Origin of the sequence: Vibrio chagasii, assembly GCF_024347355.1 — a bacterium.
In the GTDB taxonomy this organism is placed as follows: Bacteria; Pseudomonadota; Gammaproteobacteria; order Enterobacterales; family Vibrionaceae; genus Vibrio; species Vibrio chagasii.
Genome location: NZ_AP025466.1, coordinates 1163780 through 1184722 on the forward strand (window position 1 = coordinate 1163780; position 20943 = coordinate 1184722).

At 44.2% G+C, this 20943-nt stretch carries 15 protein-coding genes; 6 read left to right on the forward strand and 9 right to left on the reverse strand.

All coding sequences use genetic code 11. The annotated features are described in order from the left end of the window. Window positions 1-23 precede the first annotated feature (23 nt). Window positions 24-1772, forward strand: coding sequence for an SgrR family transcriptional regulator (locus OCV52_RS20930; RefSeq protein WP_102424718.1), 1749 nt, complete (start codon window positions 24-26; stop codon window positions 1770-1772). Between the two features lie 52 nt (window positions 1773-1824). Here the strand turns inward: OCV52_RS20930 and OCV52_RS20935 are convergent, their stop codons facing one another. The 4 genes from OCV52_RS20935 to OCV52_RS20950 form a co-directional block, all read right to left on the reverse strand. Then, window positions 1825-3495 (reverse strand): FapA family protein, encoded by a 1671-nt coding sequence (locus OCV52_RS20935; protein WP_137407954.1) that lies wholly within the window; start codon window positions 3493-3495, stop codon window positions 1825-1827. Between the two features lie 353 nt (window positions 3496-3848). Further along, window positions 3849-5975 carry a GNAT family N-acetyltransferase gene (locus tag OCV52_RS20940; RefSeq protein ID WP_137407955.1) on the reverse strand — a complete coding sequence of 709 codons (2127 nt, stop codon included), beginning with the start codon at window positions 5973-5975 and terminating at the stop codon, window positions 3849-3851. 93 nt (window positions 5976-6068) lie between these two features. After that, window positions 6069-7043 carry a ParB/RepB/Spo0J family partition protein gene (locus OCV52_RS20945; protein WP_008217970.1) on the reverse strand — a complete coding sequence of 325 codons (975 nt, stop codon included), beginning with the start codon at window positions 7041-7043 and terminating at the stop codon, window positions 6069-6071. A 5-nt stretch (window positions 7044-7048) separates the two neighbouring features. Next, entirely contained in the window at window positions 7049-8266 is a 1218-nt protein-coding gene (locus OCV52_RS20950) for a ParA family protein (RefSeq protein ID WP_008217969.1), read from the reverse strand. A 1281-nt stretch (window positions 8267-9547) separates the two neighbouring features. Between OCV52_RS20950 and OCV52_RS20955 the strand changes: the two genes are divergently transcribed. After that, a complete protein-coding gene (locus tag OCV52_RS20955) occupies window positions 9548-11527 on the forward strand; it encodes a replication initiator protein RctB domain-containing protein (protein ID WP_137407956.1) in 1980 nt (659 codons plus the stop codon). Window positions 11528-11907: 380 nt separating this feature from the next. On the opposite strand, the gene OCV52_RS20960 is transcribed toward OCV52_RS20955, so the two are convergent. From OCV52_RS20960 to OCV52_RS20970, 3 genes are read right to left on the reverse strand one after another with little or no spacing between them, the layout of a single operon-like run. Further along, window positions 11908-12390: a transcriptional regulator gene (locus OCV52_RS20960; protein WP_137407957.1), complete on the reverse strand. Its 483-nt coding sequence runs from the start codon at window positions 12388-12390 to the stop codon at window positions 11908-11910. Continuing rightward, window positions 12387-13319: an ATP-binding cassette domain-containing protein gene (locus OCV52_RS20965; RefSeq protein WP_137407958.1), complete on the reverse strand. Its 933-nt coding sequence runs from the start codon at window positions 13317-13319 to the stop codon at window positions 12387-12389. The genes OCV52_RS20960 and OCV52_RS20965 overlap by 4 nt, the downstream gene beginning before the upstream one ends. Window positions 13320-13327: 8 nt before the next feature. Further along, entirely contained in the window at window positions 13328-14146 is an 819-nt protein-coding gene (locus tag OCV52_RS20970; protein ID WP_137407959.1) for an ABC transporter ATP-binding protein, read from the reverse strand. 368 nt (window positions 14147-14514) lie between these two features. Between OCV52_RS20970 and OCV52_RS20975 the strand changes: the two genes are divergently transcribed. Next, a complete protein-coding gene (locus tag OCV52_RS20975; protein ID WP_004736928.1) occupies window positions 14515-14709 on the forward strand; it encodes a PA3496 family putative envelope integrity protein in 195 nt (64 codons plus the stop codon). A 189-nt stretch (window positions 14710-14898) separates the two neighbouring features. Beyond that, window positions 14899-15459: an NADAR family protein gene (locus OCV52_RS20980; RefSeq protein ID WP_137407960.1), complete on the forward strand. Its 561-nt coding sequence runs from the start codon at window positions 14899-14901 to the stop codon at window positions 15457-15459. Window positions 15460-15584: 125 nt separating this feature from the next. Here the strand turns inward: OCV52_RS20980 and OCV52_RS20985 are convergent, their stop codons facing one another. Then, window positions 15585-16343, reverse strand: coding sequence for a substrate-binding periplasmic protein (locus tag OCV52_RS20985; RefSeq protein WP_137407961.1), 759 nt, complete (start codon window positions 16341-16343; stop codon window positions 15585-15587). An 88-nt stretch (window positions 16344-16431) separates the two neighbouring features. Here OCV52_RS20985 and OCV52_RS20990 point away from each other — a divergent pair, with 88 nt between their 5' ends. Next, window positions 16432-18822 carry a response regulator gene (locus tag OCV52_RS20990; protein ID WP_004736934.1) on the forward strand — a complete coding sequence of 797 codons (2391 nt, stop codon included), beginning with the start codon at window positions 16432-16434 and terminating at the stop codon, window positions 18820-18822. A gap of 98 nt (window positions 18823-18920) precedes the next feature. Here the strand turns inward: OCV52_RS20990 and OCV52_RS20995 are convergent, their stop codons facing one another. Beyond that, entirely contained in the window at window positions 18921-19649 is a 729-nt protein-coding gene (locus OCV52_RS20995) for a UTRA domain-containing protein (protein ID WP_105024031.1), read from the reverse strand. 211 nt (window positions 19650-19860) lie between these two features. Here OCV52_RS20995 and OCV52_RS21000 point away from each other — a divergent pair, with 211 nt between their 5' ends. Continuing rightward, entirely contained in the window at window positions 19861-20943 is a 1083-nt protein-coding gene (locus OCV52_RS21000; protein WP_105024030.1) for an ABC transporter substrate-binding protein, read from the forward strand.

Below are 20943 nucleotides of genomic sequence, written 5' to 3' on the forward strand. Positions count from 1 at the left end.
TATCCATTAACAAAGGGCTCTTGGTGTCTAATCTCAACCTGCTTAGGTATTATCAGCGAATCGCACCCATGGGTGTCGGCAGCGAAATGAAAACCACAGTACAGGAAGTGGCTGATTTACTGTGTACTTCTCCTCGACATGCTCGCAACCTGTTATCACAAATGCAAGAGCTAGCGTGGTTAACCTGGCTACCTAAAGCCGGTCGAAACCAACGATCTTCGCTACTGTTAAATATCGAATTAGGCGCACTCAAAGAGAGCCTTGCTCTAGAGAGAATCCAACAAGGCAAGTATGAGAAAGCTTTGGCTATTGTGGATGAAGACGAAGCAACGTTTGGCCGCCTGCTGAAAACCACCTCAGGGGCTTCTGTTCAGGAAGGCCGTGTCAGTATCCAACTCACATACAAGCGAATGTTTGAACGCATTGTGCCACACCAATTACACCGCTGTAGCGAGCGCTTCTTCTTGCGTCAGGTGTATTGCTGCTTGGTATCCAGCCATGACAATGGCGTTATCAAACCAGAACTCGCTCACCACTGGCGCTATGACGAAGCGAGCTATCAATGGACATTCCACCTTCGTCCCGGGCTTACGTTCCACAACGACGAGTCAATTGACGCTGATACCATTGTGAGCCTCTTTGCTAAACTCAGTGCCCTTCCCTATTATCAAAAAGAGCTCGCGCATGTCAGCGACATCAGCGCCCCACATCCACTGAAAGTGGTATTTACACTAAGCAAACCAGATCAAGGGTTCGCAGGGCTTGTGTCTGGTGTCAAATACGGTATTCAGCCAGCAAACCAAGTTAATGTTGCAAACAACAATGCAGTGATTGGCAGTGGCCCATTTACAGTGGTCGAACACGACAAAAACAGACTTAAACTGCAAGCGTTCGATGGCTACTATTCGTGTCGTGTATTAGTCGACTTAGTCACGATTTGGAGCGTCAACGACGAGAAAATGGAGAACCCGTCGCTTTCCAGTAATACACCGATCCAAGTATCTGAAACGACAAGCGGTATTGAAGTCTCAATACAAACGCCTAATGCGACTCACTCGAGTCAACACAGTCGCACTGAAGACGGCTGCTTGTTCGCGTTATTCAACCATCATGCTAAGCACCCGTTAACACGTGCCCAACGTTGTTACATTACAGAATTAATTCAGCCGCAGCGACTACTCGAAGTATTTCGCAAAGAGAAGATTCATTACGGCAGTGTCGTTGCCAACAACTTATTACCTGTTTGGAAGCCCGTTTTACGCCCATTTGGTGAATTCAGCGCGCTACCAAAAACCATTACCATTGCTGGATACAACTATACAGCGCTGCGTCGATGCGCTCGGGCTATTTCTTCAGTACTTGCCGAGCACAACTGTGTGGTTGAAATGGTGATGTATTCCTATCGCGAGTTGAATGAAAAAGCGAACAACGGCACACTCGATGAGACACTGATCTTAACGAATATCAATTTAGACGATAACCGTCATGCTTCAGCGTTTTCTAATTTCTACTGTAATAACGTGCTGTACCACACTCTAGGACAGACAAATGCCAACTGGCTTGATCAACAATTGGAAAATCTACGAGCATGCACTCCGTTAGAAGATTACCTAACAGCGCTAGAACCGATCGCTTCAACGTTAGTCAGTGAGTACTGGATAGCGCCAATGTTTCATCACACGCAAACATTACGATTTCAAGGTGTCTTAGAAGATGTCGCACTCACTAATTGGGGATGGCCAGATATTCGTTCGGTGTGGTCTTCTGATTAAAGAACTGTTGCGATGAGGATGTTTTGATAGAGGCGCCGCACACTGACGCCCTTTATAGTGAAATGTCTTCTTGTTCCATCTTAAAGGAACATTGAATCTCGTATTGATTGAAGGAAAACACACTTCCCCCATGGGTGCGCTTGGTCGTCACAGTTTCATCACCAAACTGCACGGTGACTCGTGTATAAACCTTTTCGTGTGCTTCGACTGTGCACTCCGCAAGGTTCGTTTCAAATTCCGCTTCCAGAGTATCCAACTTTTGTTTAGTGCTTTCTATGGCATGATTGTTCTTCTCGCGCTGCTGCTCTATTTGTAACGCTTGTTCTTCGCTTCGCTCTGCTTTAGGTAGTTTCTTAAACTCGAGCTCTTGGCGAATCACGTCCATAGTCTGTTCTTGCGCGTGTCTGTAGATTTCCTTGAGTTCAGCAATCTTCTGTCGGTAACCATCATAACGAGCAAAACCATGAACCTTAGTTGCAGTATCTCCTTCAACACCTAAGAAAACGCACTCCACCTTGCCACCCACTTTCGCTTCACCGCCACTGAGTGTGCCGTGCTTCTTGAGTGAGTCCATCACAATAAGGTTGTTACCACAGCGTATTTCGTTACTCATGCTGTGCACGCCAAAACGTATATCGCCCGCCGTCTGTAATTCGGCGTTTTGAGCATAGCTTGCCGTGATAGACCCTTTGCTAAATACCTTACAGCTTTTCGGTTCTCCCTCTTTGGTTGTATGTCCGATGATTCCTTTCGCGACTTTGATATCGCCTTGCGCCTGAACTTCAGCCGATTCAATAAAACCGCCGACGGTAATACTCCCTGTGGCTTTCACAACCATGCCTGGTTCAATGTTGCCAGAGACAAACACATTACCTTTAAACTTGACGTGTCCAGTAGAGACATCGACATTGCTAACACACAATGCGTCATCCACTTCGATGGTTTGATCTTTAATGATGGGCAAGCCAGGGTGGGAAGCGAGCAATAGATTAGGATCATCAGGAGAAATGTACGTGCCTTTACCAGGCTTGATTAAGCGGTCTTGTCCAGGGATTGGCGGGATGACTCGACCTTGAACCGTAAAGCCAGCGACACCTTTAGTCGCGGGTGTGCGCTTCATCAATTGGTCATTCAATCCAACGGTGATGGTTTCTCCCAAATCCCGCATATCAATCTTGCCTTCGTCTTTACTTCGGGGCTTTAGAACTTGGCGCGTAATGTCTTCCACAAGCGCTGCAAACTTAGCGTCTTTCCCCCTGATCGGCTGAGTGCCTTTAGCGACAGGCTGAGTAAACTTTTCTCCCGGCCTAAGCTTACTACTCATCATTAATACTTTTCTGAGGGCTAACTTATTAATCCCTTTAGTGATGTGAGCTTGGGCTAGACAATGAATGATGTCACTACCGCGCAGAGGGTTTCCGTTGTATGGACCAGTAACAACAAGACTCGCTAACATCTCATCATCGGATAGTTGCACCTCTACACTGGCGTCACGAACTTCAGCAATCAAAATACCTTCGTAAGCTTCTCCTTTGCCTTCTTTAGCAAGAGAGACAAAACGCAGCACTTCTTCTTCAAAAAGAAAATAGCTTGATGCGTCTATTGCTTCCAAGGCTGGTGGCAGTGTCTTGTTATCAAAGCTTGCATCAACCACAAACCCTGACGGCAGACATGCCATCACTTGTTGCTTATCTTCCGACAGTGTAACGATGTTATCCCACATTCGAATTGAGTATCCCTAATGACTCAGTTGTTATTCAGTCTATATAAATCAATCTGAGCTTAGAATCGTCACATTATAATAATCAGCGTCACATCACTTACTTTCGTGGCTGCAAAGATGACTCATAATTAAGACGTACTCATTTTATGATTTGCCTCACCTTTACAAAGACAAAGCGACAATTCTCACACGGTTTGATTTGAAGTTTCACTGTCCTGTGATGTGGTGAGTTAAATAAGAAATTGAGGGAGTGGAATCGAAATGAGGCAGAAGGCTTGGGATTAAGGGACAGTTTACAGTGTAAATTCAACATTCTAATTTACACTGTAAATCACATTTGAAATTGGCTGTCGCTATTTACACTGTAAATTCACCAATAAGGCTTCTACATCTTTTCGGAATTGAGCCTCAGCTTGCTTACGCCCAACAAAGTTAAATTGTTCAACACAGCTCCCCCACCCTTTCTGTTGAACAACTTTGGCAAGCAACAAATCAGAAACGGAAGAATGAACGACATTCGTAGAATCGAGGGGGACTACCTGAGCTTGACGTGCATTACTAATAAGCACCAACTTCAACACACTGTAGCCAATGCTGTCGTAACTATTCCCTCCTTCAACATAGTTCTTGATAAGTTGGGCTTCAAGCTCGCAGATTGATTCACAATAAGTTGGCAGCAGTGCACGCACCATATCGACTTCAAGAGAGGCTAGTGAACCCGAAACGACAAAACAAAAGCTGCGCTCAAAATGTTGCAGAAGTTGGCTGACCCAACTTTCAGAATTGGCATTAAGAGGCTTAACCATTAGCACAGAGTGGCAACCACTTGCCTGATCACGCTGATGGCCAATATGTACTGGAGCAAAATCGTTGTTACGCCAGAATGCAATCAAATCACTGGTCGCGCCAAAACTCGTCGCTAAGTAGTCGGCTTGTTCGATATGTTGCGACAACTTATCCAACATCCAACTGCCAATACCAAAACCTTGATGACGTGTTGATACAGCAATACGCATCACTCTGATACAGTGGTTCGTTGCTGCTTGTGTGGCTCCAAGTTGATTAGCTAACAACACAGGAGCAAGATGACCTTGTGGTCTGCGTTTTCCAATTTGAATCTGGGAAATCAATTCACTGTCTAACCCACCCTCTTGCGTGACCAACATACAACCCAAACACTCTTCTTGCTGCCACACGGCGTACAATTGAATCGCAGAGTTGCTTAGGAACTGCATCAGGTCATTTGGAGATGTTTGATAATGAGCATCAACCAGCAGAGAGAAACATTGATGGAGCTTACTTGGGTTAGCTAAACAATCTTGCTTGGATAACTCGACCAAACTTAGTGAGTTGAGTTTCTCATTAGAAAGCACTTCAACTTTGTGCTCTGCCGTATCAATTGATGAGGCTGCACCAAGTAAGAAACAATCAAACAACCAAGCTTCAAGCGGGTCGTTATTATTCCAACGGATAGGCTGTTCAAGTCTGTATCCTTTCCAGCCCGGACGATACTTAGAAAGCCATGCTTCGAATTTGATTCCGAAACCTCGACCACTGCCTTCATAGCCGTGCACTGTGGTTGAAAAAACCATGCGGTGATAATTGTCGACCATAGATTTCAACATTGGGATAGGAATCGCCGCCGCTTCATCAACCAATAATAAATCGCACTCGGGCTTTGATTTTAGTAGTTCGTCTGGCGCAACAAATCTAAGGCTGCCACCTTGATAACAAACATGAGTAGCATTCACGACTTCACAATCATCGAGACGTTGCTTCGCATGTGAAAAAACAGGCTCAGTGGCTTTAACAGATGGAGCTGTCACAACAATGTTGAATCCAGGACGTTCAACCAAAAGCTGCGCTGCTGCAATACCTAACGTCGAGCTTTTACCACGGCCTCTATCAGCCGTTAAAATCAAAGGACGCTTTCGATGGCCAAACACCACTTTTTTGACTAACTCAATGGCGACATTCTGCTGCGCAAATCGATCTAGATGTTTGGGATCGTTATTCTTTTGTGGAAGCAAATCAAAGCTGTGCTCCAATCCTGAAGCTTCATCACCTTGAGACACGGAAATAAGCTTTTCGAAATGCGTATGTAACCAACGTTGGCCAAACACTAAACCTTCGGTATTTTCGATATCAGGCGGTAACACCAACAACAGTCCGCCACCAATCAAGGCACCGAGTGCTGCACTAAAGCCATTCGCATCAAACTGCTCTCTAAAATCACAAACAAGCACTTGGCATTCGCGACCAAGAAGTTGCTGACCTTTCTTTGCAGGGGCATGTATAACGCCGCCAAATGGAGTCCCACCAATTTGGAAAACGGTTTGTGTGTTGTTCTCTTTGAGGTAACTAGAGATAGCAGAGTTTTGCCATGTCGCATCGCCATTAAACACCACGCCGTAACGGTGATCATTATGTTGGGCGATATCGGAAAGTGTATGCAGAAACGTGTTGATTGGGCTTGTCATAATTCGTGTCCAGATTCATCTAAACACAGTTTATCACAGCCAAATAAAAAGCCGCATAAAGCGGCTTTAGAGAAGTTTTGGAAAGTAAACGACTTAGTCGAGTTTCGATTGCACGAACGCTAGGATTTCTTGCATTGTTGCATCATCAACTTTCTTCAGGTTTAACGCTAGGTTTGAACCCTTACGGCTGTATGAAGCACGACCTTTGATAAGCTCAACTTTTGGTGACGCCTTTTTCGCTGGCGCAGGAGCCAACTCAAGAATCCAACCTTCTAGCGTTTCCGTTACGTCTTTAGTTAGACGAGTCACACCTTGTGCTTCACTGCGCTGCCATACAAAACCTTCAGACGCATCACACTTAGTGAGCAATGTTTGCTGCTGGTCTTCAGTCAGACCACTGAATTGCTTATGCAGTTTAACAATCGTTGGACGACCAAGGTCGCTCACATTTGGGTAAGCTTGAAGTAGTTCAAGTGGCAGAGCCGCTGCTTTCAAAGCACCACTCACTAGCGCTTCGCTGCATTGGAACATTTTTGCTAGTGCTTTTTGGTCTTCAGCTTCGCCTTTATCAAGCTTGGCTTGCATCTCTTTACCCTTCTCGTACAGAGAAAGCGGTTTATGAGCGTTCGCTACATCAGATAAGAACTTAGCGTGTTCGCCGTTAATGTTTTCAGCAACATAGATTAGGAACTCTTTGTCAGCCAAAATACATGACATACGACGACGGCTACCATCAAGAACTTCAATCTTACCGTCTTTGTTTTTACGACCTACTGCCGGGTATTGCTGGCCGCGTTCTTTCAATGTTGTAAGAACATCAGAAAGAGCATGTTCGTTTAGGAAAGATTGCTCACGAGCATTCTCTTCAAAAACAACGGTGCGAGTTGCTACTTCAGAAGCAGGAATTCGGACCAATTCAAATGAAACTAAATCTTCGCCAGCAACAGAAAGCTCGATCACTTGAGCCTGTTCTTTGGCAGCAGTTTGCGCTTCTTGGGGCGTAGCAACACGACGTTTGTTTGCCTTACCAAATAGCTTTGCATTTAAGTCAGATGTTTTAATTGCCATTCTTGTTATCCCTGATTAAGTGAAGGCCAGTTGCTATGTAATACTCGCTCTAATTCTAGAGCACTTTTTTGTACCGCGTCTTGAGCGACAGCCAGAGTCTTCTTACCGCCTTCAAAATCACTCACAGTAAGGTCGAAAACTGTGCTGTAAGTATCTGCACAAGTCTCGAATGCGCGGCTTCTTGGAATCGTTGCCATCATTACTTGGTCATTCAACAGGTAGTTCATTTCAGTCAGTACTGATACTTGTTTCTTGTTATCGTCTTCAAACATGGTTGGCATCAGACGAACAAACTCAAGCCCTTTCCAATCGTCCGGGAACATTTCGTACACGGTTGGTAAGTGTTGGAAGAAGTTAACCGTTGAAGCCCAATCCAAACGCTTCGCCGCACATGGAATCAAAAGTGCGTTAGACGCGTACATTGCATTCCATACCAGCGGGTCTACGTGCGGGCCGGTATCAATCATAATCACGTCAAAATCATCCGCGATTTTATCGATAAGCTTCTCTTTTAAAAGACGTACAATATCTAAAGACTGATCTTGAGAAAGGCTTTGCCACGCTTCAGCATTAAACATTGCATCTTCTGGGAACGCAGAAATCGTCTTTAGGTTTGGATATTGTGTTGGCAACAATACATTTTTGCGCAGAAATTCTTGGTCAACCTCTTGGCCTTCAGGCACGTTGTCCAGCATGATATCAACAGCAGAATAAATGCTATCGTGCTCAGCACCACTAATTTGTGGGTTTAGGAACAAACGCAGTGAGCCTTGTGGATCTAAATCGATCAGACAGATGCGGTAACGCTTATCAAGATTCAAAGATAAGCATGCCGCTAAATGAACCGCTGTCATTGATTTACCCGTACCACCCTTTTGGTTCTGTACGTTGATAATCCATGGCTTATTGCCCGCATGCTGTTTACGTTGGTGGAACTTTGGCACTTCAGCCGCGTCCATTAGCATGTGAGCTTCGGTCAATGAAATCGAGTAATGGTTGGCATTATTCTTCGTAAACTGATGGCCTTCCGCCTCAAGCTTAGTGATAGCTTCATCCAATTTACGACGAGTTAAACCAGAACGAGTCTCCATCATGGCCTTAGACATAGGCGGAAAATGCTCATCACTTCGCTCTTCCAAAATAATCTCAATTCGGTCAGCCTGAACTTGTTGAGTTTGTTCGGCTAGCTGATAGAGCTTATCAATCGTTTGTTCTCTTTTCATTGCCAGTTTCCGTAATGATTAACCAAGTACAAATTGTACAGCGATTAACAATAAAAACAACAAAAACATGAACATACATTTATGAGTAAAATCACATAAAATAGACTGAATTTTTACAGTTTGATGAAATAGTATCTAAAACGAATACAAATTTGACCATTTTCATAGTGTATAACGAGCCTAATTTCTCCTTAGATTTTAAATGTTACATCATCACTTATTTACAATGTAAATGAGAATATGAAGAAAAACCTTCGGAACGATTGAAATACAACCATAGATTACGGTAGATGTGATTTGTATTCGAATATTGATTGTGAAACAGGTGATGAACATACACGTTCAATAACAGAGTTGATTGATGCTAGATAAATAACTCGCAGACCTAAAATTTAGTCGTCAGTTGGCCAAACGAACAATCGTGTCGCCGACGACGACGGAAGAATGATCATGGGTTTCATCACATATGCTTGGATTGATAAGCACATATTATGAAGCATGATCAAGGCTTATGGTCCCCAATATTGATCCACTAAAATGCGCGCTCCAAATGATCAATCTCCGGAAAAATGATCAAGCAGATATCGTTCCGGAAGCATATATTTTCAGGGCTAACTTACGGACGAATGCTTTTGGAATGGGGATTCAAGGCTCATAAGGCTTAAACACTAGGAAATTCAATCGACACGAGCTGAGAATACGTAAACATGACAATTTCATGATCATGCTTCCTATATTTAGCGGGTTCTCTTTCCGGAGCTCCAAATCAGTAATGAGTAATCAATATTGAGTGGATTTTGTACGACAGGAGGTAGGAACGATAAAAATACCGACTCACTTGATCATCGTTCCGATACATTGATAATCAAAAATATCCACATTGCCAGCAAATAAGTACTTCGAAACAAAGTAGACAAAGATCGGCTGTGGATAAGCTGTATAACCATAATGATCATGCTTTCGAATCAATAATGATCATGCTTACAATGACTTAATGATCATCGTTCTGACTCGCTGTGATCATGCTTTCTTCTGTTTTATGATCATCGTTTCGAGTAACTTATGATCATGCTTTCCAAGCGAATTTTATTTAACAGTTTAAATTCAGCAACTTAAAAGCAAACTTACAGCCAGATCATTAGATCACTTAATCATTTAAGATCATATTAATCAAAAAGATCAGTTATTTAAAAGCCAATAAATTCTCTTTATTTATGATCATTCTTTCTTTATCATTCAGGAACTATAGTGAAATTACGGTTAGTGTGATACGGATCAAAAATGAAACCAGAAGAGAAATTGTTAATTAAGGCACGAAGCCATAAAGATGGTCATTTATTTGAGGTATCTGAAACAGCCGTTGAATGGATAGAACAATATCAACACTTCAAAGGTGTCACCAAAAGCATAGTTGAGCTTCTTAACCTAATTTCACTTCGTGGGTTTAGTAGCAAAGACGGGTACGTCTCCACCACTGAGATTATCGAATCAACCGATGGTCAAGTCACTCGCGCGGCCTTACAGCAAAGGCTGAGAGCAGCAGTCAATATTGGATTGTTCAAACAAATCCCCGTTCGCTTTGAAGAAGGCCTTGCTGGTAAAACCATGTTGCATCGCTTTGTGAACCCAAACCAACTGATTTCGGTACTGGGTGCCACAAGCTTAGTAACAGAAAGCGTGAAACAAAATGAAAAGCAAAAGCGCTCTAAAGCCCTAGCTCAAACCAAAGTAAACAAGCGCTTACTGAATGAACATGGACTGAATACCCCACCAACGATGAAAGATGAAGCGGATCAATTCATTGTTTCGCCAACCAATTGGGCGGGGATTATTGATCAAGCGTTAGCGCCGCCTAGAACTCGTAAGAGCTACCAGAAATCCATGGTTTCGATCTCTGGCACTCGAGCGGTGATCGAGACACGATCTTCTAAAAATATCATGACGGTTGACGATCTGATGACGCTATTCGCGTTATTTACGCTCACCGTTCAATATCATGATCATCACCAAGATGATTACCACCTAGACGCTAAACACACACCGAACAAAACACCACTCTACATCACTGATATTTTGTCTTTGCGTGGCAAGAAAGACAGCGGCCCAGCACGTGATTCGATCCGCGACAGTATTGATCGTATTGAATTCACTGATTTCCAACTGCATGAGCTTACAGGCCGCTGGCTTAGTGAGAACATGCCAGAAGGTTTTAAGAGTGATCGTTTCCGATTCTTAGCTAGAACCATTACCGCATCGGAAGAAGCGCCTACAGAGGGCTCTGACGGCGAAATTCGCATTAAACCGAACCTATACATCTTGGTTTGGGAACCTTCGTTCTACGAAGAGCTGCTGACGCGTGATTATTTCTTCCTATTTCCGCCAGAAATTCTGAAGCAACATACCTTGGTCTTCCAAATGTATTCGTACTTTAGAAGCCGCATGGCACGTCGTCATTCAGATTGTATGTTGCTCAGTGAGCTCAACCAGAAATTGGCGCGTAACATTGATTGGCGTCGGTTCTCGATGGATCTGATCCGTGAACTCAGAAAGTTGGGCGAAGTAGGGGATCATGAAGATACCTTCCTGGTTAACCTTTGGGGTTATCACTTGACGATCACCGCGTTGATCGAAAAAGGCAAAACGACGGATTATCAAGTAGATATCAAGTGTAACGTGGAAGAAGTACTACGTTACTCAAGAGCACGAACTACCAACGCCGGTAAACGTAATATGGCGCCGACGCTACCGAACCCGCTTCGTAACGAAATGGTTTCCAAGCAGAAGCTGGAAGAGCTGTCTGAAATCATTGATGGTGAGTTCGAGCCAATCCAACGTAAAGCACCATCACCAAGAGGCAAGTTAGGACGTCGCGTTAAACAACGTAAGCACTCTGTAGAGATTAACGCTGATGAGATCATGATAACGCTCTCTAAATATACCTCTGCAGAGGCTCTAGAACGCAGTATAACGGCTTTATCTGCTATGACAGGGCTCTCGCATGCCTCAATCAAAGAAGAGTGTTCAGAGCTTATTGAGAAGCTTGATTGGCTGAGAGTAGGGGATGAGATCATTCCTTACGAAACACTAAGTAAGTTAATTGAGCTATATAACGATCGCGATAGTAACAGTAATCGCCACCTTTCGATTGAACGTCTTATCTCAGGCTTAGCGGTGCGTCGTAAGGTTTGTAAGCAAGTTCACGAAGGGCATTTGGATGAAAATGTATTCCTAGCGTTGGATGAAATGGCGATAGGTCATTAATTCTGTGCCAGTTTTCAGTGCTATGAATGGGTCTTTGAAACACATTAGGTGTTGATAAGAACCGCACCTAACGCTGACAAAGTGATGACAAAGTAGCGCACTCGGTTGATTATTATTTATCCCGAATAGACAACCTTTTGTCCTTTCTTATGATTAATAGATTGGCTCATATTTTGTTACATCATACTGAATAGATTTTTGCGAGTTCCCCCAAGGGACTCGCTTTTTTTTTGTCTAAAATCCGCCTAACTATTAAAAATCAACAGCTTAAGATATTCTTTACCGAAGCATGATCAAGGCTAGATCATGCTTTCATGGATCCAACTCATCGCTACCGATGAAAACTTTTACGAAAAAGTATCAGATCAATAACTCGGTGATCAGTGAATCTGATGTTTTACATTGCCTTGATCATCGTTTCGGGGATGGCTGGCCATAAAGCGGACATGCGACTCGATCAACTTCTCTGATTCTGCTTGCCAGCGCGGCTCCTGCTGTTGATTGGCAAACTCTAGAGCCAGTACACACAGATGCTGAACTCGTTGAGTACACCACTCTTGCAAGTCTGGCTCCGCTTTGGGGTCACAAGACACCGCTTGCAGCTTGCCGTAAGCAAACATTAGGTATTGGTAAGCCTTTTCTTGATGGTGTGCATTTTCGTTCGGCTGTCGATAGAAGGTAAAGATTCTCAGGCAGCCATCTAACCAACATGCGATGCCTTTGCTTTGTTCATCCGTGATCAACGGCCCCCAGAGTGCATCTGGAGGCGTTAAGAGCAAAGGTTCTAACCGTTCCACTTGATCATGCTTTCGGGCTTTGTACCAATCTCCGATCCGCTCTAACCAAGTGTCTAGTTCATTCATGCAACATTATCCCATTGTTTTACAAAGTGATTATCAGCAACTTGCTTAACGTTATGCTGTATTTCACTGCTTTGTTCTCGAATACGATCTGCGTCTATTGAATAGTTTGGTTCATTTTTAACGAGTTCGCCAAATGGCAGATCAGGATCTGGCACCGCAGAGCTCAATAGCTTGGTGTATGGGTGTTGAGGATTGGTCAAGATCGACTGAGTGGATCCCCATTCGACGATCTGTCCTTTGTACATAACTGCTGTTTCTTCTGCTATGTAATGTGCGGTCGCGAGATCATGGGTTATGTACAAAAAGCCAATCCCGAGTTCTTTCTTCATTCGTTGCATTAGGTTGAGCACGCCAAGTCGAATTGAAACATCCAGCATGGAGGTGGGTTCGTCGGCAAGAATAACCTCAGCGCCAACAGCCAGTGCTCTTGCTAGGTTAACCCTTTGTCTTTGGCCTCCACTGAGCTCGTGAGGGTACTTAGCCAGTGTTTCAATGGGTAACTCCACCAGCGTTAATAACTCTTCCAGACGCTCTGCTAGCGCTTTTTTATTAGCGACTTGCTTATGAATCTTGAGAGGGCGCGTTAAATGGTGCTCTATAGTATGTGTCGGATTCAACGAGCCAAACGGGTCTTGGAACACCATTTGCACTCTGCTGCGGTAGTCCAAGATCTCTTTGCGGCTGTTGAGGGTTGAGATGTCTTTGCCATTGAACAGGATCTCGCCTTCTGTCGGTGGGTAAACCTTGGTCATTAGCCTCGCGCAGGTACTTTTTCCGCAGCCTGATTCGCCAACGAGAGCTAACGTTCTTCCTGCGTATAAGTCAAAACTCACGCCATGCAGGGCTCTAAATATCTCCTCTTTGCCAAATCCGCCACCAACGGTGAACTCTTTAACGAGGTTTTTTACTTGCATAATTGGTTGTGACATTGAAGCTCCTAGCACGCTGTGGCGTGAGCATGTTCGTGAATATTAGGGAATGAACTCCACAGCTTTTGGGTGTAGGAGTGTTGAGGGTTATTGCGAATCTCATAGGCTTGATTGACTTCAACTATCTTGCCATGACGCATAATGGCAATGCGGTCACACAGCTGGCTCATCAGGGCCAAATCGTGGGTGATAAAGAGGATTGAGAAGCCGAACTCTTCTCTGAGTTGGTGTATCTGTTGCAATATTTCTCGTTGAACGACGACATCCAATGCCGTGGTTGGCTCATCCATGATGATCAGTTTGGGATTGAGCGCGAGAGCAATCGCAATCACTAATCGTTGACGCATACCGCCACTAAATTGGTGAGGATATTCGGTCAGGCGATGACGAGGGATATTCACTAGGTCGAGCAGCTTTTCTGCGCGATCCTTGGCTTGTTCATCACTCATCCCTTTGTGGTGGCGTAACACATCGGCAAACTGTTCTTCAATGGTTAACACTGGGTTGAGTGAGTTCATGGCACTCTGAAACACCATGGCGATCTCACTCCAGCGTAATGTATTAAGCTGGCTGTCAGATAGTCTCAGTAGGTCTTGCCCACCAAAAAGTATTTGACCGCCAGAGATGAATGCGGGCGGCTTATGAAGTCGGTTAATGGCAAATGCGATGGTGCTCTTGCCACAGCCTGACTCGCCAGCCAGGCCAAAGATTTCTCCTTGTCCTATGCTAAAGCTGACGGACTTTACCGCGTTGAAGTCTCCGTCATCGGTGATGTAGTCGACACATAGGTTCTTCACTTCGAGAAGAGGTGTATCTGGATTTTCCATAGATATGATAGATACTCAGTTATGATATTGATAACTATTATCATTAACATGTGTTGGATTTAGTGAAAGCGATCAGCACAAAAACAATGAAGTGCCTCGAAATTTATCTTGGGGTATTTCAGGAATTTTCAGTGGGAAACGCGAAAACTAAGGGAGGAAAGTGAGAGTTGGATCAAACCACATTTCTTATGGGGAATTTTTTAAATGTAATTGCAGAAAATGGCTTTGGCAAAGTTTAAATGAGCTATTTATTAATTAGCTTTATGAAGCGTCGGAATCATCACATTTCAGTGCAGAATTTCTTAACAAGCGAAATAGCATTTGCTACAGATTACCTGTCCATTACATGGTGCTTTTCGGAGGAAAACATGTCCATTAATTCTATCAACCATGATGAAATGACAAACATTGCAAACAAGTGGGATGCTGAAGAAGAAGTATCTTTCAAGCCAGAAAAGAAAATGAAGTCCGCTGAAGCTCGTCGTCGTATCGAGGCGCTAAGAGAAATTAGAGAAAGCGGTTTGAGTCTGGAAGAAGCGAGGGAGCTGGGTCTTATTCACTAATATCCCCGATTGCATTTAATAGGGTGGCTCAGTGCCACCCTTTGATTTATAAGCACTTTATTCATCTCTCTTTCGATTCTCATCTGTAATTTCACCTTCTGGACACAAAGTTCACTCACACAAATTTTCTCAGTGGTCTCTACTTTTCGTTTAAAAGCAGGCTGACGGCATACTCTTGAACTAAGTTGTTTGACAGCAATATGTGACGCCACTAATTTTAAAGGCAAAGCAAAAATATGCGATGTCGTTGGTAGGGAGAAGGCTATGTCCAATTCTGTGGCTCAAGCTGAAGAAGTGTTGTTTTATGAACCAGAAGATCCGAACGGATACCTTTCAAATTTTGCTGCTTGCCCGATCAAGGTAGATGGGCAAGTGTGGGCAACCAGTGAGCACTATTATCAGGCAATGAAGTTTTCTTCACCGTCGCTGAGAAACATGATTCTTGAAGCCTGCACACCTGCTGAAGCATTCGCTTTGAGCCGCCAATACGAAGAGCAGGTTCGAGAGGACTGGTACGATATTCGTGTAGAGGTAATGCGATTCATTGTGACCGAGAAATTCACACAGAACCCGCAGTTTGCTTTGTTTTTAACGAGCACGGGTGATTCGGTGATCAAAGAGCACTCTCATAAAGACCATTTTTGGGGAGATGGGGGAGATGGAACCGGTGAGAATCACTTAGGGAAAATTTTGATGGCAGTGCGCCAACAACTTCGTAGTCAGCAACTGCATTTGATCACATCACATTAATTACATATTAAAAAGGCCGCTCTGGTTAGCTTGTACGCTAAAAACAGAGCGGCCTTTTGTATTTCTGTAGTTCCGGTATCCGAAGTCGCTAGAGTGCGCTAACGAGCCATAGAATGACGTTAGAACTATAAGTAACTTTGGACGATGTCATCAAGCTGTCCATCGTCTTTCATTTGGTCTAAACGTTGGTTAATAAAAGTTTCGAGCTTGGGATCCATTTCTGGGTCGAAAGCCAAATGAATTGGGTAGTTACTGATGACTGAACCGAAGTCCTGCATTTGGTAATCATCGATATTGAGTTTCTGATCGTTTAGGTTGTATTTGATTCGTGATTCCATTTCTACAAATACGGTATCACCAGGTGCACGTTTAATAACGCGGAATGCGGCTGTATAATCTTTTACTCGGATCTCATTAAGCTTGCCTTGCTTGATGTACGGCTCTAAGTTTGGATATTCAAATCCCACGAGCAATACCACTGCCTTGCCATCTAAATCGTCAATGGTATTGAACTCGAACGGTTTCTTACCGCTACTCAGCAATACGTGTTTTACATTGTAAATTGGCTCTTCAGACAGGTTTACTGATTGGATGTTCCCCCAGCTAGGGCTGCCGTAGGTAACCCAATTTGGGTTCTCTCTCGCATCTAGCTTGTCAATCATTCGATTAAAAGGGTAAGTGTGGTAGTTAATCTCGTACTGGCTATCGTCAAACACGGCTTCAACAATATCAGAAACGATTCCTCTGTGGGATGACCCGTCAGTTTCGATCTGAAAAGGTTGCGCTTGGCTCGCAATAATGTAGTAGTGAAGAGGCTCGCTTGAGAAAGCATAACTGCTTGAAAACAAACTGACTATGGATGCAACGATAAGATGTTTTTTCATAACCTTCCCTAGTTATTTGATGAATGACTACTACTATACTAGTTGAGTAATTGTAGTTTACTAAGATAACAACATTGGTAATTTTTATATGGTGAAAAAAGGAAAACGCTATATTGGACTCTCTCGACAGTTAATCGGGGCCATCATTGCTATCAGTACCTTATTCACAGTTATAGTGACAGGTCTGGGGCTGTATGTGGAGTACCAAAATCGAGTTTCTTTTATCAGTTCTCAGATCGAACAGGTCAAAGCTGGCTACCTTTCTGGTTTAACGTCAAGCCTTTGGGTTGAAGATCGCGCTCAGTTGTTTGTGCAAGCGGAGGGCATCTCCCGCCTCCCTTCGGTCAGTTATCTTCTTATCGAAAGCCCTGACGAAAAAATCTTAGAGCTTGGCAGCCCTACGACCGGGCAATCTTATTCTCAGTCATGGGAAATGGTGTATCAAATGGGGGGGAAAGACTTCCCACTTGCCACCCTCACGGTGCAGTCCGATTTAAGTATGATCCTCAATGACTTCGAAGAACGAGTGCTGTTGTTACTCGCTTTTGAAGCTGTGAAAATCTTTTTGCTGTCATTGGTCTCTTTGGCCATTGTTTATCGCTTGGTCGTCAAACGCTTGATGACCATGTCCTCTCAGATAAACGAGCAGCAAGTTGAAGACAATAAACCCCGTTTTTTAACGCCAACCGACTCTACTTATAAAGATGAAATATCGACGCTGGAAAACAGCTACAACCAATCAATCGAACGCATTCGTCAACAGTATCAAGAGTTGATTAAAGCCAAAGAGACGGCTGAAGTTGCTAACCGCAACAAGAGTGAATTTTTGGCTAACATGAGCCACGAAATCCGTACTCCCATGAATGGAATTATCGGACTTTCGTCTCTGCTTTCAGAAATGGATATGCCGAAAGAGCAAAAAGAGTATGTCAACATGCTCAATACCTCTTCACTTACCCTGCTAGACCTTATCAATGACATCTTGGATTATTCGAAAATTGAAGCGGGACGTTTAGAGCTTCAACAAGAGCCGATGAAAATGATGGGCATTGCGGCTGATGTTGAGTCGACGTTCAGAGTTAAAGCCGAGCAAAAAGGGCTTCGATTCCAACTAGCAATAGATCCTAAGATTCCAACCATGGTGATTGGTGATGGAACGCAGCTCAGACAAGTGCTGAATAATTTAGTGGGTAATGCCATTAAATTTACCGAGCGCGGTCATGTGACACTTTCTCTTCGTTTAGAAAAAGTGATTGAGCCTGAGCAGAAATTGAGAGTTCGATTTGAAGTTGCCGATAGCGGTATTGGTATCGCAGAAGACAAACAAAAATCGGTATTTGATAAGTTTCAGCAGGCTGATGGCAGTACCACTCGTATTTACGGCGGCACAGGATTGGGTCTGACCATATGCGATAAGATAGTGTCCTTAATGGGCAGTAAGCTTGAGCTAACCAGTATTGAAGGCAAGGGCAGTACCTTTTACTTTGTGGCTGACTTTGATCCGTGTTTGGAGCTCGACGAGAGTAATATCGATTTCAATAAGGTCTCGGTGTTGCTGGTGGATGATAGCCAACTGAACATGCGTATCACATCGACACAGCTACAATCGTTTGGTGTGTCCTCTACATGCTGTGAAACAGCAACCGAAGCGCTAGAGCTCGTTTCAGAGTCTGTCGAAAACGCTTCGCCTTACGACTTAGTGTTGATTGATAAAGTGATGCCTTCCATCGATGGGTTTCAGCTTGCAAGAAAACTGATAGAGCGCTTTGGCAAAGCCTGCCCTAAGCTTGTCATGATCTCTGCCGACCCTCGTAAGCAAGACGAAATGCATGCTAAGCAAGTGGGGTTTATTGCCTACATTGCTCGCCCGTATCAAGATAATCAGCTTAAATGGACCATCAGTGAGGTGTTGGCGAGAACAGCTGAAACCGAGACCTTTACCTATCCAAATCGAGGTGAGGTGGCGTTTAAGGACAATGACCCTCTATCAACCACTAAACCCGCGGTGGTGGCGAAAGAGGGCGTCGAGGCCGAAGAGTCTAAGCCTCAACCTGAAACTGTGTTGTTTAGCGGTAAAGTACTGGTGGTCGAAGACTCCAGAGTCAACCAACAAGTTGCTAAGATGATGCTCAAGAAGCTTGGTTTTGAAGTGGATATTGCCGACAACGGTAAAGTCGGAGTCGATAAATTTAAGCACAACGAATATCAGATGATCTTCATGGATTGTCAGATGCCAGTGCTCGATGGCTTTGAAGCGACGAAACAGATTAGAGCACTCGAAGAAGGGACGTCGAAACATATTCCTATTGTGGCGCTGACAGCCAACGTAGTGCTGAAAGATAAGCACTTATGTTTTGATGTGGGGATGGATGAGTTTCTACCTAAGCCTGTTAATCAAGGTACACTGAGAGAAGTCGTAGCGAGTTTTTTGTCTGATAAGAACAAGCTTACAGGCGACAGTGAGCAGAAGATTGTTTAGTCCGCGCGCCATTAAATCTCATCGTTAAAACCCAAAACTCCGACTTAATCCGTCGGAGTTTTTGTATATGTGACTTTACTCTCTAAAAAGATACGGCACTAGCCAATGCTATCAATGTGGATCACTACTGAGTCTGGTCGCCAGTATTCCAGTTCGCAGTCCATCAACTCGCCATCTTGCTTGTAGTTCACACGACAGATCTTCAGCACTGGCTGGCCCTCAGCTAAATTCAACGCCTTAGCGACATAGGCTGGGGCTGAAGTGGGAATGACATCAAAGCGCGAACGTTTGGTCTCATAGCCATACTTCTCTCTATAAATACCTGTCAGCGACATGGTGAGGTTTTCCGACAATATTTTTTCAAACAGGGGCGCTTTCAATACGTTTTCAACGAACAGCACCGCTCTGCCATCAATAAAGCGTAATCGCTCAATCACATGTATTGGCGTTATCTGCTCTATCTCTAATGCTTTGGCGTAATCACCTGCCGCCATTTCTGTACGGGTGCTCAGCAGTCGTGTTTCTGCAATGCGATCTTGTTCGCGAATCATTTGATGAAAGTGAGAGCGAGACAATGGGTTGTAGAGAATACGTTCGGGTGACACATACCAGCCTCGGCGCTCCTCTCGGTATATCAGACCTTCAGTTTCTAATGACACCAATGCATCTTTAAGCGTGATTCGAGTGGTGGAAAACAGTTCGCTGAGCTCTCGTTCGGATGGCAGTTTTTGCCCCTCGGTGAAGATACCCGATTGAAGCTGTTCTCTAATGCTCGCCTTAATTCTACCTAGCTGTGTCCCTGATTGCGCTGTTGCCAATGTTCTCATTACTGATCTAGTCCATAAGTTCGTGTGCTCAATAAGGTAAACCATGGAGTTAACAGGAATGTGACAGTAAACAAAGGCTTACTGTCATATGAGTGAAATATAACTGCCACGAAAATGCACCCTAACTGTCAAATAAGTTGCGCGAAAGCGTCATATTCTGGCGATAGCATACAAAACGAACTTACTGACCTAGTCCAGAGGGATAGAGACAATGAAAACTTTGCTTAGCCGTTCAACTGTATCGCCAGCCAAAATGATTGGCGCAACGCTAATAACGGCAACACTTTCAATGCCAGCGATGGCGAAAGATGCTGATCTTGAGTCACTGATTGAAGCCGCTCAAAAAGAGGGTGCGGTTTACAGTGTGGGCATGCCAGACAGTTGGGCAAACTGGAAAGGCACATGGGCTGATCTGAAAGCGAACTACGGTTTGAAGCATCAGGATACAGACATGAGCTCAGCACAAGAGATCTCGAAATTTGAAGCAGAGAAAAGAAATGCAACCGCAGATATCGGTGACGTTGGCTTCGCCTTTGCACGTGTTGCGGTGAAGAAAGACGTGACTCAGCCATACAAGCCAAGTACTTGGAATGATATTCCGGATTGGGCGAAAGACAAAGATGGTCACTGGGCTCTGGCTTATACGGGCACTATCTCATTTATCTCAAACAACAATCTTGTTAAAGACGCACCAAAATCTTGGAGTGACCTACTAGAAGGCGATTACAAAGTCACTGTTGGTGACGTAGGTGTCGCAGCACAAGCTAACAACGCGATTCTAGCGGCAGCATTTGCGAATGGCGGTGACGAGTCGAACCTAAAACCGGCGATTAAGTTCTTTGGTGAACTAGCGAAGCAAGGCCGCCTATCTTACACCGACCCAAGCATTGCGAACCTTGAAAAAGGTGAAGTGGAAGTCGCGATCATGTGGGATTTCAACGCACTGAACTACCGCGACAAGATTGACCGTGAGCGCTTCACTGTAAATATTCCACAAGATGGTTCAGTGATCTCTGGTTACACCACCATCATCAACAAATATGCGAAGAACCCGAATGCCGCGAAGCTGGCTCGTGAATACATCTTCAGTGACCAAGGCCAGATCAACCTAGCTGAAGGTTACGCGCGCCCAATCCGTAGCAACGTGACGCTTCCTCAATCAGTACAAGACAAGCTGATCTCGAACGAGCAATACAGCAACGTTCATCCAGTCACTGACTTCTCAGCATGGGAAAAATCAGCACGTCGCCTGCCGCGCCAATGGCAAGAAAGCGTCTTGATTCATCAGCAGTAA

Coding starts and splice junctions, on each gene's coding strand:
- OCV52_RS20935 (WP_137407954.1), bottom strand. CDS start 3,495: ATGTGGGATAACATCGTTACACTGTCGGAAGATAAGCAACAAGTGATG.
- OCV52_RS20940 (WP_137407955.1), bottom strand. CDS start 5,975: ATGACAAGCCCAATCAACACGTTTCTGCATACACTTTCCGATATCGCC.
- OCV52_RS20945 (WP_008217970.1), bottom strand. CDS start 7,043: ATGGCAATTAAAACATCTGACTTAAATGCAAAGCTATTTGGTAAGGCA.
- OCV52_RS20950 (WP_008217969.1), bottom strand. CDS start 8,266: ATGAAAAGAGAACAAACGATTGATAAGCTCTATCAGCTAGCCGAACAA.
- OCV52_RS20955 (WP_137407956.1), top strand. CDS start 9,548: ATGAAACCAGAAGAGAAATTGTTAATTAAGGCACGAAGCCATAAAGAT.
- OCV52_RS20960 (WP_137407957.1), bottom strand. CDS start 12,390: ATGAATGAACTAGACACTTGGTTAGAGCGGATCGGAGATTGGTACAAA.
- OCV52_RS20965 (WP_137407958.1), bottom strand. CDS start 13,319: ATGTCACAACCAATTATGCAAGTAAAAAACCTCGTTAAAGAGTTCACC.
- OCV52_RS20970 (WP_137407959.1), bottom strand. CDS start 14,146: ATGGAAAATCCAGATACACCTCTTCTCGAAGTGAAGAACCTATGTGTC.
- OCV52_RS20975 (WP_004736928.1), top strand. CDS start 14,515: ATGTCCATTAATTCTATCAACCATGATGAAATGACAAACATTGCAAAC.
- OCV52_RS20985 (WP_137407961.1), bottom strand. CDS start 16,343: ATGAAAAAACATCTTATCGTTGCATCCATAGTCAGTTTGTTTTCAAGC.
- OCV52_RS20990 (WP_004736934.1), top strand. CDS start 16,432: ATGGTGAAAAAAGGAAAACGCTATATTGGACTCTCTCGACAGTTAATC.
- OCV52_RS20995 (WP_105024031.1), bottom strand. CDS start 19,649: ATGAGAACATTGGCAACAGCGCAATCAGGGACACAGCTAGGTAGAATT.
- OCV52_RS21000 (WP_105024030.1), top strand. CDS start 19,861: ATGAAAACTTTGCTTAGCCGTTCAACTGTATCGCCAGCCAAAATGATT.